The following is a 16,945-nucleotide window of genomic DNA, read 5'->3' as shown; positions in this document are numbered from 1 at the left end:
TCGAGCCCGAGGGTTGCGCTGCAGAGACTCAGGTGAGGCTACGGTGCGGGAGGTCTGGCATGTCCGCGCCCCCGTGGTGGCCGCCGCCGATAAGCGGCAAGGTGATGGCCGATTCCATCGCTTTTCCATCCCATCTCGTTGCCTTGCCGGGCGCCATGACAGAATCAAAACCCGCCGCGCCGGGGCGGATCGCGCCCGCCGGCCTGATGTTCCTCGCCATCACCTCGGTGGGCTGGGGCTTCAACTGGCCGGTCACGAAATATCTGCTCAGCGAACTGCCGCCGCTCACCCTGCGCGGCGCCACCGGCGTGATCGGGGCGGCGCTGCTGGCCGGCCTGGCGCTGGCGCGGTCGGACAGCCTGCGGGTCGAGCGGCATTTGTGGCCGCGGCTGATGATGGCGGCGCTGCTCAACGTCACCGGCTGGATGGTGCTGATGGGGCTGGCGCTGTTGTGGCTGCCGGCGAGCGAGGCGGCGCTGATCGCCTACACCATGCCGGTATGGGCCTCGCTGATCGCCTGGCCGGTGCTCGGCGAGCGGCCGACATGGCTGCGCACGGTGGCGCTGGTGATGGCGTTCGCGGGACTGGCCACGATCATGGGCGGCAATGGCATCTCGGCGGCGACAGAAAAGCTGCCGGGCATCCTGATGGCGCTGACCGGCGCGATGGGTTTTGCGCTCGGCACCGTGCTGGCGAAACGGCTGCCGCTGCCGCTGCCGCCGATCCCGGCTGCGGCGTGGCAGATCGGGCTGGGATGTTTTCCGATCGTCATCCTCGGCCTCGCCTTCGAGACCACGCATATCGAAAAGGTCACGGCGCTCGGCTGGTGGCTGCTGGTCTATTCCACCGTGATCCAGTTCTGCATCGCCTATGTCAGCTGGTTCGCCGCGCTGGCGCGGCTGCCGGCCTCGGTGGCGGCGATCGGCACCATGGCGGTTCCGGTCATCGGCGTGGTGGCGTCGGCGATCGCGCTGGGAGAGCCGCTCGGGCTGATCCAGATCGTGGCGCTGGTGTTCACGCTGGGCGGGGTCGTGCTGGCGACAAGATCGTGAAGTCTCTGGTGGCCAAGCTCCTGGCCCAGGGAAATTTCCCTGTCCGATTGTAATGCCTGCCGGTTTGCGGTAGCCGTCGGCGCGGAACAATTCTGGTATACTGTGTTTGGTATAATTAACAGAGAGGGAGAAACATGGCGCGCAACATTCTGATCCTCGGGGCCTCTTACGGCTCGCTGCTGGCGACCAAGCTGTTGATGGCCGGCCACAACGTGACCCTTGTTTGCCGCCGCAAGACGGCGGACCTCATCAACCGCGATGGCACTGAAGTGCGCATCAAGCTGCGCGACGAGGCCGTGCATCGCGCGATCTTTTCGCGCGACCTGCCGGGCAAACTGGATGCGACCACGCCGCAGGACGTGGATCTGTCGCGCTACGATCTGGTCGGCCTGGCGATGCAAGAGCCGCAATATACCAACCACACCATCCGCGTGCTGATGATCAAGATCGCTTCCGCAGGGCTACCGTGCCTGTCGATCATGAACATGCCGCCGCTGCCTTATCTCAAGCGCATCCCGGCGCTGGCGGAGATGGACCTCGAGGAGGCCTACACCAATGCGTCGGTGTGGGAGCGCTTCAAGCCGGGACTGGTGACGCTGTGCTCGCCCGATCCGCAGGCGTTTCGCCCGCCGGAAGAGGCGGCCAACGTGCTTCATGTCGGCCTGCCGACCAACTTCAAGGCCGCCGCCTTCGAGGATGCGAAGCACAACGAATTGCTGCGCGAGCTCGAAGCCGGCATCGACGCGGTGACGCTCGACGGCAAGGACGTGCCGGTGAAGCTGAAAGTGTTCGACTCGCTGTTCGTGCCGCTGGCAAAATGGTCGATGCTGCTGACCGGCAATTACCGCTGCATCACCCCGCACGAGCCGCAGTCGATCCGCGACGCCGTGCATGGCGACCTGAAACTCTCGCGGTCGATCTATGATCATGTCGACAGCATCGCCCGGCGTTTGGGCGCAGACCCCGCGGACCAGGTGCCGTTCGAAAAATACGCCAAGGCGGCGGAAAGCCTGCTCAAGCCGTCATCGGCGGCGAGGGCGGTCGCCAGCGGCGCGCCTTTCATTGAGCGGGTCGACCTGCTGGTGAAGCTGGTGTCCGACCAGCTTGGCGCCCCCTCTGCCGAGATCGACCGCACGGTGCAGACGGTCGATCAGAAACTGAACGAGAAGATCGTGGCGGGGGGATCGGGGTCGGAGTAGGGGATCGATTTCGGGATTTGAGGTAGCGCTGAGCGCTGCGATGCGGCTAAGCTGAACGCCTTGCGATCAGCGGCTCGGATCGGCATTGCTGCATTTCGCGTTCCTCCAGTGCCGACCGCCCTTGGGCAATCGCAGCCAAGGTCGCGATGGGCCAATTTCTGCTTTGCAGCAGGCGCGGCGAAACATGCCAGCGCATGCTCCGCCCAATGCCGTCGGTCCACGATTGGCCGGAGTCAACGCTGCGCCGGTGAACCAGAAAGGGCTTTGACGCGACGAAACACTATGGATTTGGAAGACCTTCGATTGGTGGATGGACTGGGCCGACCCGTGAAATTTTTGCTGAGAATTATGCTTGCGACCGCACTCGTGAACCTTGCGCCAGCCGTCGCCAAGGCGCCGAAAGAAGCCGTCGCGTCGCCTGCCTTGCAGAAGGAATTTGATGGCTTCATCGAGAAATTTCGCGCGGCGCTGAAAGCAAACGATTCCGCCGCCATCGCCGGTATGGCGCGATTGCCGTTCATGAACGACAGTGACATTCGCGACGCCGCGCAATTTCGCGCCAAGACCTATGCGACCTCATTCAAGGCGAAAAATCGCGCGTGTCTCCAGCGCGGCAAGGCCCTCTACGCGCGCGAGGAAGACAAGACTGACAGTTACTACGTCTTCTGCGGCGAGGACATATTCGTCTTTACCAAGACGCCGGCGGGATTCCTGCTTACGGATATTAGCGTGAACGACTGATCAGGCAGCAATATGCGCACCGATCGGTCTTTAGCCGCCGGGCCAATAACGCAGACGGCCGCCGAAGTCCGCTCACGGTCACAAACCGACCGGCGCAGTAGTCGAGCTTGACGTGTCGGCTAAGGGCCAACAACGCACATGCGGTTCGCCTGGTCACGCCGGTGGAACGACTAAGCCTCACTTCGACGACGTAAATCGATGCACTGACACTGACGTCCCGATCTTGAACGTCATCAAATCCTCTCCGACTTCCAATGGACCGTCAAAAGTTCGTCGCGTTTCCGCGATGAGGTCGGCAACGGTGGCTGGCGGTACCGCTTCGCTCGCGAGAAAAACCAGGTGTGTGTAGGCGGCAAGCTTTGGTTGGGTAATCGCGAACAACTTACCGGCTTCGGTCGCGGTCGTATGATGGGCCATGATGCGCTGGATGAACGGTTGTGAGAGCAGTTCAGGTCTGACAATCGCTACCTCATGAATGAGCAGATCGGTGTTGGCCCCGTATTTGATGACGTTCTGATTGTAGCGCGTATCGCCTGAGATCAAGACGCTACGACCGGCATATTCGATGCGGTATCCGTACGCCGGTTTGATTGCCGCACCGTGGTCGACTTCAAAGGCGGTGACCTTCACACCACTTTTTTCGTAAACCACCCCATCCGCAATAAATTCACTCACCTCGATGCTAGCGCCTTGCGGCGGAAGCTTTTCATCCTCGATGCGAATACTGATATCGAGCGCGTACGCCTGCTCAAGGTGGGTCATCAGGGTCTTTGCGCCCTCCGGCCCAATAACCCGCAGCGGCGTCTTTCGCGTTCCGAAGTACGATTGGAGCCAACCGGTCAACCACAGATCCGGAATACCGACGGTGTGATCGGAGTGAAAATGCGTGAGCAGAAGCGCATCGATGCGGCCGAGCGGCACGCCGAGTTGATTGAGTCTGATCGATGCGCCGCGGCCGGCATCGAACAGCAGTTTTTGATCGCCTGCCTCGACGAGTGTGCTTGGACCGAAGCGGTCGGGCACCGGGATCGGTGTCCCGGTGCCCAACAGCGTTACCTTGAAATCATCCCCACCCATTATTGCCCCATCTTGATGCCGGAATCCTTGACGACCTTTGCCCAATGGGCCATCTGCGATTTGATCAGTTCGCCGTATGCGAGCGAGGTGCCGCCTGCCGGTTCCGCTCCGACCCGCGCGAAGGCCTCACGGACTTTCGGCTTGCCCAGCGCCTTGTTGATCGCTTCGTTCAGCCGGCCGATGACGTCGTTCGGTGTCCCGCTCTTTACGGCGAACCCGACCCAATCCTCCACCACCAGGTTGGGAAAACCTTGCTCCACAATGGTGGGAACGTCGGGGAGTGCCGCGATGCGTTTGGGCCCGGTGACCGCCAGCGCCCGCAGCTTGCCGGCCGCGATCAGGTCGACCACCGGAAGCGTCGTGATGAACATGAAATGATTGGTGCCGTTGAGCAGATCGCCGATCGCCTGCGGGAACTGGTTATAGGGGACATGGGTGGCGCGGGTGCCGGTCTGCAGCTTGAACATCTCGCCAATCAGATGAGCGGGTGTCCCGAACCCGCCGGATGAGAAGGTGAGCTTGTCGGGTTGACCCTTCACGAGTGCGACCAGTTCGGAAACCGACTTCGCCGGCACCGCTGGATTCACCACCAGCACGTTGTACGATGTCGATAGCTTGATCACCGGCGCGAAGTCGGTTTCCAATCGGAATGGCATGTTCGGCAGGAACGCCGGCGCGGCGCTCACCGGCACCGCCATCGCGAAGATGGTATGTCCGTCGGCTGGGTGTTTGAGAACCTCGGCGCCGCCGAGCGTCTGAACGGCGCCGGCCTTGTTCTCGACGGTGACGCGCCAGCCTTCACTTTCCGATAGTTCGGTTGCGATCACCCGGCTGATGACGTCCGGCGGCGTGGCCGGAGCACCCGGCACCACGATGGTGATGGTCCTGTAAGGAAATTGCTGTGCGGTGACCTGCGCAATGTTGGCAAAGGTTGCTGCTGTCAACGGGAGCATCGTGAACATCACTGCCCGAAAATTTCGAACCACGTTCATTGCGTCCTCCTTGTTCAGGTAGGGTTGAAATTTGCTCAGTTGCAGGAAACACTCACGGCTGCCGGCAACCTCTTCATGGGAACCAGCCGCCGAACGATCCGGGGCCGAGAAAAGATGAAGCGCTTGTAGCCAGCGACAACGAAAGCAAGCAGGCAACACATTGTGTTGAGGGCGCTTACGGATGCGAGTGCGAAGTCCGCGAGTTTGACCCAGCAATAGAGCGCAGTCGTTGCGTTCGCACCAATCCACACTATCCAGCACGTCAGCGAGATGGCATGGGCACCCTGGTGGTCGCGCGCGACCGCAGCGATCTGAGGAATGTAAGAGACCAGCCGAAGCAGGTTGAATAATCCGAAGGCGAAGCTGATAGCGTCTGCGGTGTCCGGGGCCAACATGTCCTCGTTCTCCGTGTTCGGTATCGAGTTTGGCGAGCGCTTACGCATCGTCTGGTACTTCGCGCGCTGGAGAATGCGGCCGGATCGTGCTTCCGCAAATCAAAAAACGCGCTGATTTCACTAGGTGAAACCATTGATTTCACTACGTGGAACGATAAATCCGAGATAACTTCGGGTTGCACTGCCGTCATTTCAGCGCGTGGCGAGGGTTCGCTTCATGACGAAGACGATCAGGAGCATTGAGCGCGGCCTTCAGGTACTCAAGGCGCTGAACGCGACGCCGATTTCCTCGCTGCAGGATGTCTATCGCCTTACCCGAATTCCGAAGCCGACATTGCTGCGAATTCTGCACACGCTTGAACAGTCCGGCATGGTTTCGCGCCGGCTAGCTGACGGGCGCTATCGCATCAGCACTAGTCTGACCCGCCTCGGGCGGAAGCGCGACCGCTACGATCGCGTCGCCGAGGCGGCCGCGCCAGTGCTCGACCGATTGTGCCAGAAGGTGTCGTGGCCATCGGACCTGATGGTTCCCGCGGGCGACCACATGGAGAACCGGGAGTCGAGCCGGACCCAAAGTCCCTTCATGACCTTCTACAGCAAGGACAGAGTGGGCATGCCGGTGAGCTGGTTGTTGTCTGCAGTTGGACGGGCGTACCTGGCCCATTGTCCCGAAGCCGAACGTCAGAAGATAATCAATTTGCTCCGCAAGTCGGATAAGCCGGAAGATTGGCTGGCGCGCGATCCAAAGCGTATCGGTGAGATTTTATCCGAGACCCGGAAGAGAGGTTATGGCTTGCGTGATCAGGCATTCGTCGGCGGACCTTACGGCGCGCAATTGCCAGATGGGTTGGCCGGCATGGCCGTTCCGCTCCTCGATCGAGGGCGAGTCCATGGCGCGATCAACGTGATCTGGCCAAAGTCTGCCCGCAGTGTCGAAGAGATGGTCAGGGACTGTCTGGGCGATCTCCAGTCAGCCGCAACGGAAATCATACACACGCTACGTAGCGAGCCGGGAATCTGACCTGGAGTCTGTTTCGGGTCATCATCGGCGGTTTGATCCGGGATTATCGGCAGGTCAATGTCCGCTCCAGCGCGAAAGCGGCTGCGCTTTATGAGTCCGCATCCTAGCTAGTCCTCGCGCGCCACTCGAAACCCCATATTACTCGCCAAACCATACCATGTCCTCGAGCTGCGTGCAGGGACACGGTGCCGATTGCAATAGGATTCGTGGCAGAGGATCGGTGGGGGCGGGGGTCCCGTAACGCGGGTTTCGCTCAAATCTCCAGCCGTAGCGTTCGGCGTCGGTGGTCTAGCCGGTGCGTCGAACGAAAGAGCCAAACTGCAAATGGCTCACGGCTTGACATAGGCCCAGCCTTTCTCCTGCAGCTCCATGATGCGGATGACGCCGGACTTCACCACTTCCGCCGCGCGGATGAGCGGTATGTCCTTGTTCTCGGCCTTGTGCATGTTCGCTTGCGTGTTGCCACAGGCCTTGAACGAAATCTCCGGGTTGCTCAGCGACATCGTCTCGATCCGCGCTTTGACGGGCGAGGTGTCGTCGCGCAGCATGTGAAGGCCCGGTCCGAAGGTGACCACTTCGATTTTTACGGTCTCGCCGGTTTCCTTGTAATAGTCGACGACATTCGTGGCGTTGTTGAGCGCGAGATTCATCGCTGCGGGATCGTTGCTATTAACCTGAAGGATCAGGTGGTGCTCCTTCTTCCCTGCGGGATCCTCGGCTGCGAGCGCAAAGGCAGACGACTTTTTCGTCTGCGCCTTGGCCGAGGATTTTGCGGGAGTGATCGCCATGCGTTTCTGCGCGGCGGCATCGGCTTTTGGTGTCCGCGTCAGCGGCCGTTGGGCATCCTGTGCCGCCGACAAGACCGTGGTGACCAACAGCGCGATCGCGCCCGCGATGGCGGCCCTCGCGATATACCCAAGCATACTCATCGTCCACCTCTCTTGAAGAAAGCTTCACCTTGATTGTCGGTTGTTGGGCTTGGCGATGGCGCGTGGCCATTTGCATGTCGCGCCGATCCTTCCCCGTAACGCTTCAAGCCCTTCGAGCGCGAAAATTCCGTCAAGCGCGCTTCCCGACAGCGGAAACAGCCGCACAACGAGTTCCCCATCGTTCGGAAGCGACTGCAGCAACGCGACAACATCGCCTTTGAACGCAACGCCGTCTCCAAATGCCGGTGCGGCGCCTGCGAGTTGCACTGACGGACCGCCATTCACGCGATAGGAAATGAAGTAGTTATCGCCGCGGTCGGTAATGGCGGGCCCCTCAACCACGAGTTCGGTACGTTCGCCGCGGCAGCGAATGGTCAGCCGCATCTCCGAGGCGTCCGCAACCTTGCGCGATGACGTCGTGGCCGTGGCAATCGGCGAATAGTCCACAGGTGACGTCGTCTCGCTGACGATCCAGCCATCACCCGCGAGCGCGAGTTGGAGCGGCGGCGCGGGGGCACGCGATCGCCTGTCGAGACATTGCAACTGACCCGCTTTGTCCACCATGGAGCAAGCACGAGGCTGAGCCGCCGGATCGTTCGCAGCTCGCACCGATGCAATCCCGCTCATGACGGCAAGGACAACCGGCAACGGAGTGGCCAGGCCCTTCTTCGCGATGACCGCTTTCATTTCGATGCCTGGCTGCCGCGCGGGTGGCGATCGAGCCAGGCCTGTGCCGCGGGGAAACGGGTGAGACCCGGAACCGACGCGGCAAGATTGATCGATTTCCATTTCGGATCGAAGCCGGGCCCCTGCAACCGATCCAGCCGCGAGAAAAGATGATCGACAAAGCGCGCGACGCGATCATAGCGGTTCGACGTGGTCGGCCAGTTGAAGGCGACCAGCGCGGTGGGCACCGCGATCGTCTCCACGCGCTCACCCTGATTGATCAGGTTGGGATAGTCGGCCGCCGTGAGGTTCGACGGAAGATAGTAGTCCTCCAGCTTTCTGTTGTACGGGACAGCCACGAACTTGAATCCCGGCTCAAAGCGTCCGCGCACAAAAGCATCGATCGGCTTCGATGTGATGAAAACCACCGCGGCCATCCCGCCTTCGCCTTTGCGCATCTGTTCCAGCGCGACCTGATGCGGAATGAACGTCTTCTCGACGTCGAGACCGACACGGCTGAAGATCAGCGGCCCCGAGTAAGCCGCGGCTGTGCCCTGCGTGTTGAAATTGACCTTCTTGCCGGCGAGGTCGTTGAGGCTCTGGATCTCGGGCCGGACGAAGACATGCAATTCCGACGGGAACAGATTGAGCACGTAGGTGATCTTGCGCTGAATATCCGGCACCTGGTTCTTGTACTCGTCGAGCGAGTCGGAATTGATGATCGCAGCATCAATACCGCGCAGATAAAGCAGGGAATTGACGTTCTCCGTCGGCCCCCGTGTCACGACCGGCAAAACATGCAGATTGTCGCCGTCATCGACCACGCGGGCCATCTCTGAGGCAAAGCGGATCGGCGCCCCCTCCAGGAGGCCTCCGGCAAGGCCGACCGTCCAGGCGTTGATGGACTCCTTCGGCTTCGCCTTCGCGGTTTCTTGCGGTTTGGGTGGCGGATTGGTCCGCTGCGGGCGGGCGTTTGGGCCGAGCGCATTTGTCGTTTGTGCGTCCACCAGGGACGGCTGAATGGCCAGGAAGAGCGCACCCCATGCGGCGAGAGAAAGCAGGGGGCGTGATCCGATCAATCTTTGCATCGGGCAACTCCTACATTTGATTGCATACCCGCGACGCGGCGCGTCGGATCGCGTTTCCGCTTTCTTGAATCCTTTGGTTCCGGTTGACGTCCAAGCTTGGCGGAGAGCGCATACCTCTTCGCATCGTCACGCGTCGCAATTTGGGCAAAGCGTGCATTTTTTACGTTTTTCAACCGGGAGTGCACGCTATCGTGCATAGCAAACGTCAACTTCTGCATCCTCGTGGCAGAGTAACGAGCCGCCGCGCAGCGAGCGGTCGGGGGCGTCATAGAACGAGTTTTTGCCAGCGGTGACCAGATGATAGCCCGGTGAAAACCTGTCCGCACACCATTCCCGGATGGAGAGCGGGTCTTCAATATCTGTCATCGTGGAAGCGCGGAGATCAGCCGTGAGAACGCGATAGAGCGCGCCTCACTCCGTCAGCGCGCGGCGGATCATGGTGGCGAGCTGGGACTTGCGGTACGGCTTGGTCAGCAGCAGCACGCCGGGATCGAGGCGGCCCTGATGTGCGATCGCATTGTCGGTATAGCCCGACGTGTAGAGCACCTTGATGCCGGGACGCAGCTTGCGGACTTTCTCGGCGAGGTCGCGGCCGGACATGCCGCCGGGCATGATGACGTCGGTGAACAGGAGATCGAACGCCTGTCCGTCCTCGACCAGGCTCAGCGCCGCCGGGCCGTTGGCGGCCGCCACCGTGCGGTATCCCAGACTCTGCAATTGGGTGACGACGAAATTGCGCACCATTGCATCGTCTTCCACCACCATGATGGTTTCATGGCCCATCGGCAGCGCCGCCGCCGCGGCCGGCGCGGCCTCGAACTGGCCCCGGCCCGGCGGCAAATAGAGCTTGATCGTGGTGCCGTGGCCGACCTCGCTGTAGATCCGGATGTGGCCTCCCGATTGCTTGACGAAGCCGTAGACCATGCTCAGCCCGAGGCCCGAGCCCTTGCCGACATCCTTGGTGGTGAAGAACGGCTCGAACACCTTGTCCAGCACTTCCCGCGACATGCCACCGCCGGTGTCGCTGACGGCGAGCATCACATAGGGACCGGGCCTGGCGTCCGGATTGGCCTGTGCATAGGCCTCGTCGAGCACGACGTTGCGCGTCTCCAGCAGCAGCTTGCCGCCGTTTGGCATCGCGTCGCGGGCGTTGATCGCCATGTTGAGCAGGGAATTGGCGAGCTGCGAGGCGTCGATATGGGCGTTCGCGGTTTCCTGCTCGAGAATCGAGTCGATCTCGATCTGTTCGCCAAGCGTCGGGCGCAGCAGTTTGGCCATGTCCATCACGGTCGCGTTGACGTCGACATCGCGCGGCTGCAGCGGCTGGCGGCGGGCGAAGGCGAGCAGGTGCTGGACAAGCTCGCGGCAGCGTTCCGCCGCCTGGTCGATCAGTTGGGCCGTCTTCTGCAGTTCCGGCTGACGCGCCAGGTCCTCCACCAGCATTTCGGTGGTGCCTGTGATCACCGTCAGCATGTTGTTGAAGTCGTGCGCGACGCCGCCGGTGAGCTTGCCGATGGCGTCGAGTTTCTGCGATTGCAGCAGTTTGCGTTCGGTTTCGCGCGAGGCGGTGGCGTCGTGATAGACCAGCGCCGCACCGCTGATGGCGCCAGCGGCGTCACGCAGCGGCCGGCCGCTGACGATGAGATGGAGCGGCGGGTTGCCGCTGACAGGTCGGACCACCATTTCGGTGGCGTCGAACGCCTCGCCGCGGAGCGCGCGCGACGCGGGCATATCCTGGCTCAGCAGTGGGGTAACGCCGTCGGCATGAAAAACCGTGCTGAGCGACCGCATCAGTTCCACCGTCATTCCCGGTCGGAAGCGAAGCGTTTTCTCGGCGGCGGGGTTGGAGAGCAGGACCTCGCCCGTGGGGTCTATGACGAGGACCGCCTCCGCCATGCTTTGAAAGGTGCTGCGCAAAACGGCGGCCGAAAGCCTGAGTTCGTTATGGGCGGCGACCAGATGTTCGGTACGCTCGGCGACCGCCGCCTCCAGCGCCTCATTGGTAGCCTGGCTGGCGCTCAGCGAATCCTGCAGCGCCTGGCGGGAGCGACGCGTCGACACCGTCAGAGCGGTGGCGAGCAACAGGATCAGCGCGACGCCGGCGAGGTCGATCGCCAGCAGGAACTTCGCTTCGGCTTCGGATCGGGCGCGCCCGGCGGCCAGCAGGCGGCGCTCTTCCGCGACCGCCTTTTCCAGGTTGCCGGCGATGGCGGCGGTGATCGCGCGATCTTCCTGGCCGACCAGCGCGGCGACCGCGGCGTCGTCTCCCGCAATCTTGAACCGGATCAGTTCGCCGTTGAGCGCGATCTGGCGCTCCACGAGCGCATTGGCCTGCTCGATCAGCTGCCTTTCGGTCGGATTGTCCTTGACGGCTTCGATCAGTGCGGCGAACGCCGGCAGGATCGTATCGCTGGCGTCGCGGTATTCCCTGGCGAATTGCGGATCGCCGGTGATCGCGAACGCGCGCGCCGCGCTTTCCGCACGGCGCAGCATCGGCCGCATGTCCGAGATTTTCGCGAGTATGCCGGACGCGCGGTCGGACGATGCGCTGTCGGACCGCGACGTGAGGTCTAATCCGATCGAGGCGGCGCCGGTCATCAGAAGGATGGCAAGGCCGATTCCAAGGATGATGCGCTGCGAGGGCATTGACCGTTGCTTACTTCACGATTTCAGTTGGTTTACGGAAGCCTTCGGCATGGCGATGCATTGGTTGACAGAGGCCAGCAGCGCATCCGGCGTGAAGGGCTTGCGCAGGCAGCATACCGCGCCGAGTTCGATGGTAATCCGCAGAAAATCGGGGGCGCGCTCGGTATTGGCGAAGGCATAGCCGGACATCGCGACGACGGGTATGTCCGGCCTGCGCTCGTGGAACATCCGGATCGCTTCGAAACCGCGCATGTGCGGCATGAACACGTCGATCAGCATGACGTCGAAATCGGCGGTTTCCAGTGCGCGCATTCCCGCTTCACCACCGTCGGCGACGGTGACCTCGAAGCCCTTCCTCGCCAGACAGACCTCGATGGCGACGCACACCATCGGGTCGTCATCGACCACGAGAATCCGCGGCACGATGATTCCTTCTTCCTCGGGCGGCGATCGGGTGAATCGCGCATCCCATGCGGCGATTAAGTCGAAGCGCCGACAAGTCGTCTGTATGCTACAGTGCATATAAAAGTTACTTGAGGCAATTCCGTTTCGCTGTGCCAGAACAAGAACACATGTACCTCCGATTCCGGATCTAAGCCCGCCATGTCTCCGATCGATCGCGCGGGGCGGCTGTCGTCGCTCGGGCTCATCTTGCTCGCCGTCACGTCGGTCGGATGGGGCCTCAACTTTCCGATCATGAAACATCTGCTGACGGAATGGCCGCCATTGTCGTCGCGCGGCCTGAGCGGCATTGCCGGTGCCGCGGCCCTGGCGCTGGTTGCGCTCGCGCGGCGGCAAAAACTGAGCGTGCCGCGGCCGATATGGCTGCGGTTGTTGCTGGTGTCGATGCTGACCATCGGCGGGTGGGTCGCGTTCATGGGACTGGCGTTGTTGTGGCTCAATGCCAGCGAGGCCGCGGTGCTCGGTATCTCGATTCCGGTGTGGGTGGCGTTTCTGGCGTGGCCGATTCTCGGCGAGCGGCTGTCGCCGCTGCGCGCCGTCGCGCTGACGGTCGCGCTGGCCGGTATCGTCGTTTTGATCGGCGGCAACGGCATTGATGCCAGCGTCGAGAAATGGCCGGGGCTGGCATGCGCGCTGGCCGGCGCGGTTTGCGTTGGCCTCGGCACCGTGCTGACCAAGCATTTTCCGCTGGCGATGCCGCCATTGTCGTTGGCCGCCTGGCAGATCGGGCTCGGATGCCTGCCGATCGCGATCGTCGGGCTTGCGATCGAACAGCCGCATCTGGCCGCTCTGTCTTATGTCGGCTGGCTGTCGCTGCTTTATATGACGCTGATCCAGTTCTGCTTTTGCTACGTCTGCTGGTTCGCCGCGCTGGAACGGCTACCGGCGGCGACAGCCTCGATTGGTACCTTGCTGGTTCCCGTCGTCGGCGTCCTGTCGGCCGCAGCAATGCTGCATGAGCCGCTCGGCTTGCGCGAGATCGCGGCATTGGTGATTACGCTGGGTGGCGTGGCCGTGGCGTTGCGCGCGTGATTCTTCAAACGAAAGGGCGGCGCACCGGGGTGCACCGCCCTTCCAACTCACACCAGGGTATTACTGCGCCGGGCAGGGATGACGCTGGCCGTCATAGCCCAAATAAGTCCCTGACGCGGGATCGTACGATTTGTAGCGCTGCATGCAGTACGCCACATCATCGCCGCCGGTCTGGGGGGCCACCGCGACTACGCCATCGTCATAATAGCCGTAGGAGTCGTCGTAATACGACGGGCTGCCGTAATATCCGTAGGTCGTCCCAAGGCCGACCCCGATCCCTACGCCCGGCCAGAAGCCGCCGTGACGGTAGCCGTGACGATGGACATGTCGACCGCCGCCTTGCCAGCCGCCACCTTGGTAGCCACCACCCGCAAAGCGACCGCCACCGACGCCGGGTCGAATGCCTTCAGCCCTGAAGCCTCGGTCACCGCCACCAGCCGCAACGCCACCCCGGAAGCCGCCACCGCCGGGTGCAGCGCCCATCTGGTCGCCTCTAAATCCGCCGCCCGCGCCTGGGGCCATAGCCGCCCCGCCACCGCCGGCCCTCATGCCGCCGCCCATAGCTGGACCGCCACCGCCGCCGCCGGCCCTCATACCGCCGCCCATGGCTGGACCGCCACCGCCGCCGCCGGCCCTCATGCCGCCGCCCATGGCTGCACCGCCACCGCCACCGCCGCCGCCGCCGGCCCTCATGCCGCCGCCCATAGCCGCGCCACCGCCGCCGCCACTTCCCATCCCGCCGCCGCGGCCTTCCTGCGCCTGCGCGGCGCCGAGCATCGGCACCACCAGGGCGATTGCCGCCACAGTACTCAAAACTTTAAGATTGATCATTGTTGGCTCCATTTGCGCGATATGGGTCCTAACCCGTTCAACAGGAGGACGTTCCCGAACCCGGCCATGGATCGCGCTTAATCTCAGCCTGTCAGGTCGGAACTGTACGCGGGATGAACGGATTGCGCCCGCTCTGAGGCCGGACGCGAGCGTTCAAAGTCCGTGCAAAGCATCGTCTCGGAAGGGCCGCAGATCAGCCTTTGGCTGGACAATCCGGCCCGCCGGTGGCATCAGAGCGGCACGACATCTCGAACCGGCCGAGCCCTCATGAAGCTGTTTCTGCTGAAATTTTTCACCTGGTGGAGCGGCCAGACGTTCGGGACGCAATTGTGGACGTGGCGATTCGGCGAGCTGGTCGGCGAGGACGAGCAGGGCAACCGCTACTATCGCACCAAGGGCCGCAAGATCGATCCGACGCTCGGCTTCGAGCGGCGCTGGGTGATTTATAATGGCTATGCCGAGGCGACCCGCGTGCCGCCATCCTGGCATGGCTGGCTGCATCACACCGTCGATGTCGCGCCGACCGAAGAGAATTACACGCCGCGGGAATGGGAAAAGCCGCATGTCCCGAACATGACCGGCACGCCCGCGGCCTATCGTCCTTCCGGCTCGACGCTGGCCTCTGGCCGCCGTCCCAAGGCGACCGGCGACTATCAGGCGTGGACGCCAGGAAACTGAGAGACATCTCATCGCCATGCGTCATCGATCGCATGGCGGCTGCACGCACTTCTGACCACAGCCATTCCCTGTGAATTACGGGATCAGCGGGGACATCCGCTGGCGCCGTCTTGTGCTGTGCGCGGACGTACGGCTCAATGGGGACATCTTACGGAGATGGGAAACCATCGCGTCGGTGTCGGGCTCCAGTCGCGACTGCCCCGATTTGCAGCGGCCACCGATCAGGACACGGCCGGGAAATAGGCCCCCGGTGCAGAGATTCTGAAATCGCCCCGCTCATGTGTGGCTGCCGTAGGACAGGAAAGGCCGTCTGGGAAACCAGGCGGCCTTTTTCTCGTGCGACGCGTCCCGGACGCGACCGCTCTTCAGCCCATCCGCGCGGCGGCGCGCTCGATCATCTCGCCGCGGCGGATTTGCCCCGCTGCGATCCGGTCTTTCATGATGGCGAGCACTTCCGGCGGCGCGGTATCGGGTGAACCGGAATTGAACGGCGGCGCGGGATTGTATTCGAGACGGAGCTGGATGGTCTCCGCGGTCTTGCGGTCGTGCAGCAGCGAGACCAGCGTCAGCGCGAAATCGATGCCCGCCGTGACGCCGCCGCCGGTGACGCGGTTGCGGTCGACGCAGACCCGCGTTTTGGTCGGAATCGCGCCGAACGCCGAAAGGAAATCCATCGCCGTCCAGTGCGTCGCCGCGCGATAACCTTTCAGCAGGCCGGCGGCGCCGAGCACCAATGAACCCGTGCAGACCGAGGTGATGTATTTGGCGCCCGGCGCCTGCTTGCGCAGGAAGGCCAGCATCTCCTCGTCATTGATCATGTCGTCTGTGCCGAAGCCGCCGGGCACGCAGATGACGTCGAGCTGCGGACAGTCCGCAAAGGTCGTGGTCGGCGTCAGCAGCAGCACGGAATCGCTGGTGACCGGTTCGATCCGCTTCCAGATCAGGTGCACCTTGGCGTCGGGCAGGCTGGAGAACACCTGCAGCGGACCGGTGAAATCGAGCTGGGTGACTCTTGGGAACAGCACGAGACCGATTTGCAGCGGGGTAGGCGTGGGGGACGGCGCGGACATCGTGACCTCCGGAAAAATGGGCTTGACGGACGGCATACTGACATGGTGGCCTCACGTCCGAAATGGCATTTTTCCCTCGTTTCAAGACATGCATCAAAAGCGAGCGGTACCATGATCGGCGTTCTCATCTTTCCGGATTTCCAGTTGCTCGACGCCGCCGGGCCGATTTCGGCCTTCGAGATCGCGGCACGCTTTGCGGAAGGCGCGCCGGCGATCCGCACGCTGGCGGTGACGCCGGGACCGGTGCGTTCGTCGTCGGGCATCGAGATCGTCGCGCGGCGATTGAAATCCGCATCCGCGATCACGACGCTGATCGTCGCGGGCGGCGAAGGGGTACGGCAGGCGGCGGCCTGCGAGAAGACGCTCCATTTCGTGCGCGCGAGCGCCAGGCGTGGCGTCCGCATCGCCAGCGTCTGCTCCGGCGCCTATGTCCTCGCCGAGGCCGGCCTGCTCGACGGCCGCCGCGCCACCACGCACTGGCAGCGCACGCCGCATTTTGTCAAAGCCTATCCGCAGGTGAAGCTGGAGCCCGACCGCATCTTCGTGCGCGACGGCAACGTCTGGACCTCGGCCGGGATATCGGCCGGCATCGACCTGTCGCTGGCGATGATCGCGGAGGACTATGGCGACGAGATCGCGCAGCAGACCGCCAGGCAACTGGTGCTCTATCACCGCCGCAGCGGCGGCCAGTCACAATTCTCCTCGCTGCTGGAATTGAAGGCGCCGAACGGCCGCTTCGGGACGCTGCTGGCCTGGGCGCGCGAAAATCTCGATGCGCCGCTCACGGTGGAAGATCTCGCTGAACAGGCCGGCATGAGCGCGCGGCATTTCACCCGCGCCTTCGTGGCCGAAACCGGCACCACGCCGTCAAAGGCGGTCGAGCGGTTGCGCATCGAGGTGGCGCGGCAGCGCGTGCAGTCTTCCAGCGAGGCGATCGAGCACGTCGCGCAGTCCACCGGCTTTCGCGATCCGGAACGGATGCGCCGCGCCTTCATCCGCGCCTTCGGCCAGCCGCCGCAATCGCTGCGCCGCGCGGCGCGGGCGGGATAGGGACTTATCGGGCAGG

Annotated in this window: 16 protein-coding genes; 7 read left to right on the top strand and 9 right to left on the bottom strand. The window is 63.0% G+C overall.

Features of this window, described 5'->3' with window-relative positions:
* Positions 1–155 precede the first annotated feature (155 nt).
* The 3 genes from QUH67_RS19445 to QUH67_RS19435 all read left to right on the top strand — a co-directional run bounded on the left by QUH67_RS19445 (position 156) and on the right by QUH67_RS19435 (position 2,992).
* Positions 156–1,052, top strand: coding sequence for a DMT family transporter (locus tag QUH67_RS19445; RefSeq protein WP_300948098.1), 897 nt, complete (start codon positions 156–158; stop codon positions 1,050–1,052).
* A gap of 134 nt (positions 1,053–1,186) precedes the next feature.
* Complete coding sequence (locus QUH67_RS19440) at positions 1,187–2,251, top strand: ketopantoate reductase family protein (RefSeq protein ID WP_300940451.1); 1,065 nt, start codon at positions 1,187–1,189, stop codon at positions 2,249–2,251.
* A 282-nt stretch (positions 2,252–2,533) separates the two neighbouring features.
* Positions 2,534–2,992, top strand: coding sequence for a hypothetical protein (locus QUH67_RS19435; protein WP_300940450.1), 459 nt, complete (start codon positions 2,534–2,536; stop codon positions 2,990–2,992).
* A gap of 177 nt (positions 2,993–3,169) precedes the next feature.
* Here QUH67_RS19435 and QUH67_RS19430 read toward each other — a convergent pair whose 3' ends face one another.
* A complete protein-coding gene (locus QUH67_RS19430) occupies positions 3,170–4,069 on the bottom strand; it encodes an MBL fold metallo-hydrolase (RefSeq protein ID WP_300940448.1) in 900 nt (299 codons plus the stop codon).
* A complete protein-coding gene (locus tag QUH67_RS19425) occupies positions 4,069–5,322 on the bottom strand; it encodes a Bug family tripartite tricarboxylate transporter substrate binding protein (RefSeq protein ID WP_300940447.1) in 1,254 nt (417 codons plus the stop codon). The genes QUH67_RS19430 and QUH67_RS19425 overlap by 1 nt, the downstream gene beginning before the upstream one ends.
* A 351-nt stretch (positions 5,323–5,673) precedes the next feature.
* Here QUH67_RS19425 and QUH67_RS19420 point away from each other — a divergent pair, with 351 nt between their 5' ends.
* Complete coding sequence (locus QUH67_RS19420; protein ID WP_300940445.1) at positions 5,674–6,477, top strand: helix-turn-helix domain-containing protein; 804 nt, start codon at positions 5,674–5,676, stop codon at positions 6,475–6,477.
* Between the two features lie 329 nt (positions 6,478–6,806).
* Here the strand turns inward: QUH67_RS19420 and QUH67_RS19415 are convergent, their stop codons facing one another.
* From QUH67_RS19415 to QUH67_RS19395, 5 genes are all read right to left on the bottom strand, one after another.
* Positions 6,807–7,406 carry a DsrE family protein gene (locus tag QUH67_RS19415; protein ID WP_300940444.1) on the bottom strand — a complete coding sequence of 200 codons (600 nt, stop codon included), beginning with the start codon at positions 7,404–7,406 and terminating at the stop codon, positions 6,807–6,809.
* Between the two features lie 24 nt (positions 7,407–7,430).
* Positions 7,431–8,093, bottom strand: coding sequence for a hypothetical protein (locus QUH67_RS19410; RefSeq protein WP_300940443.1), 663 nt, complete (start codon positions 8,091–8,093; stop codon positions 7,431–7,433).
* The gene (locus QUH67_RS19405; protein WP_300940442.1) at positions 8,090–9,160 is read right to left on the bottom strand and encodes a TAXI family TRAP transporter solute-binding subunit; all 1,071 of its coding nucleotides are present in this window, start codon (positions 9,158–9,160) and stop codon (positions 8,090–8,092) included. Before QUH67_RS19405 ends, QUH67_RS19410 begins: the two co-directional genes overlap by 4 nt.
* A 411-nt stretch (positions 9,161–9,571) precedes the next feature.
* Entirely contained in the window at positions 9,572–11,806 is a 2,235-nt protein-coding gene (locus tag QUH67_RS19400) for a CHASE3 domain-containing protein (RefSeq protein WP_300940441.1), read from the bottom strand.
* 15 nt (positions 11,807–11,821) lie between these two features.
* Positions 11,822–12,229, bottom strand: coding sequence for a response regulator (locus QUH67_RS19395; protein WP_300940439.1), 408 nt, complete (start codon positions 12,227–12,229; stop codon positions 11,822–11,824).
* Positions 12,230–12,409: 180 nt separating this feature from the next.
* Here QUH67_RS19395 and QUH67_RS19390 point away from each other — a divergent pair, with 180 nt between their 5' ends.
* Positions 12,410–13,300 (top strand): DMT family transporter, encoded by an 891-nt coding sequence (locus QUH67_RS19390; RefSeq protein ID WP_300940437.1) that lies wholly within the window; start codon positions 12,410–12,412, stop codon positions 13,298–13,300.
* Positions 13,301–13,360: 60 nt separating this feature from the next.
* On the opposite strand, the gene QUH67_RS19385 is transcribed toward QUH67_RS19390, so the two are convergent.
* The gene (locus QUH67_RS19385) at positions 13,361–14,131 is read right to left on the bottom strand and encodes a BA14K family protein (protein WP_300940436.1); all 771 of its coding nucleotides are present in this window, start codon (positions 14,129–14,131) and stop codon (positions 13,361–13,363) included.
* Between the two features lie 267 nt (positions 14,132–14,398).
* Here QUH67_RS19385 and QUH67_RS19380 point away from each other — a divergent pair, with 267 nt between their 5' ends.
* Positions 14,399–14,809 (top strand): NADH:ubiquinone oxidoreductase subunit NDUFA12, encoded by a 411-nt coding sequence (locus QUH67_RS19380; RefSeq protein WP_300940434.1) that lies wholly within the window; start codon positions 14,399–14,401, stop codon positions 14,807–14,809.
* A gap of 365 nt (positions 14,810–15,174) precedes the next feature.
* On the opposite strand, the gene QUH67_RS19375 is transcribed toward QUH67_RS19380, so the two are convergent.
* Entirely contained in the window at positions 15,175–15,879 is a 705-nt protein-coding gene (locus tag QUH67_RS19375; RefSeq protein WP_300940433.1) for a DJ-1/PfpI family protein, read from the bottom strand.
* A gap of 111 nt (positions 15,880–15,990) precedes the next feature.
* Here QUH67_RS19375 and QUH67_RS19370 point away from each other — a divergent pair, with 111 nt between their 5' ends.
* On the top strand, positions 15,991–16,929 hold the full coding sequence (locus tag QUH67_RS19370) for a GlxA family transcriptional regulator (protein WP_300940431.1): 939 nt from the start codon (positions 15,991–15,993) through the stop codon (positions 16,927–16,929).
* Positions 16,930–16,945 lie beyond the last annotated feature (16 nt).

Origin of the sequence: Bradyrhizobium roseum (assembly GCF_030413175.1) — a bacterium.
Lineage (GTDB): Bacteria > Pseudomonadota > Alphaproteobacteria > Rhizobiales > Xanthobacteraceae > Bradyrhizobium > Bradyrhizobium roseum.
Note: the sequence above shows the minus strand (reverse complement) of the source record. Positions and strands in the feature narration are given on the sequence as shown.

Bases quoted from the DNA above. Each gene is read 5' to 3' on its own strand.
- QUH67_RS19445 (WP_300948098.1), top strand. From the start codon at position 156: ATGACAGAATCAAAACCCGCCGCGCCGGGGCGGATCGCGCCCGCCGGC.
- QUH67_RS19440 (WP_300940451.1), top strand. From the start codon at position 1,187: ATGGCGCGCAACATTCTGATCCTCGGGGCCTCTTACGGCTCGCTGCTG.
- QUH67_RS19435 (WP_300940450.1), top strand. From the start codon at position 2,534: ATGGATTTGGAAGACCTTCGATTGGTGGATGGACTGGGCCGACCCGTG.
- QUH67_RS19430 (WP_300940448.1), bottom strand. From the start codon at position 4,069: ATGGGTGGGGATGATTTCAAGGTAACGCTGTTGGGCACCGGGACACCG.
- QUH67_RS19420 (WP_300940445.1), top strand. From the start codon at position 5,674: ATGACGAAGACGATCAGGAGCATTGAGCGCGGCCTTCAGGTACTCAAG.
- QUH67_RS19415 (WP_300940444.1), bottom strand. From the start codon at position 7,406: ATGAGTATGCTTGGGTATATCGCGAGGGCCGCCATCGCGGGCGCGATC.
- QUH67_RS19410 (WP_300940443.1), bottom strand. From the start codon at position 8,093: ATGAAAGCGGTCATCGCGAAGAAGGGCCTGGCCACTCCGTTGCCGGTT.
- QUH67_RS19405 (WP_300940442.1), bottom strand. From the start codon at position 9,160: ATGCAAAGATTGATCGGATCACGCCCCCTGCTTTCTCTCGCCGCATGG.
- QUH67_RS19400 (WP_300940441.1), bottom strand. From the start codon at position 11,806: ATGCCCTCGCAGCGCATCATCCTTGGAATCGGCCTTGCCATCCTTCTG.
- QUH67_RS19390 (WP_300940437.1), top strand. From the start codon at position 12,410: ATGTCTCCGATCGATCGCGCGGGGCGGCTGTCGTCGCTCGGGCTCATC.
- QUH67_RS19385 (WP_300940436.1), bottom strand. From the start codon at position 14,131: ATGATCAATCTTAAAGTTTTGAGTACTGTGGCGGCAATCGCCCTGGTG.
- QUH67_RS19380 (WP_300940434.1), top strand. From the start codon at position 14,399: ATGAAGCTGTTTCTGCTGAAATTTTTCACCTGGTGGAGCGGCCAGACG.
- QUH67_RS19375 (WP_300940433.1), bottom strand. From the start codon at position 15,879: ATGTCCGCGCCGTCCCCCACGCCTACCCCGCTGCAAATCGGTCTCGTG.
- QUH67_RS19370 (WP_300940431.1), top strand. From the start codon at position 15,991: ATGATCGGCGTTCTCATCTTTCCGGATTTCCAGTTGCTCGACGCCGCC.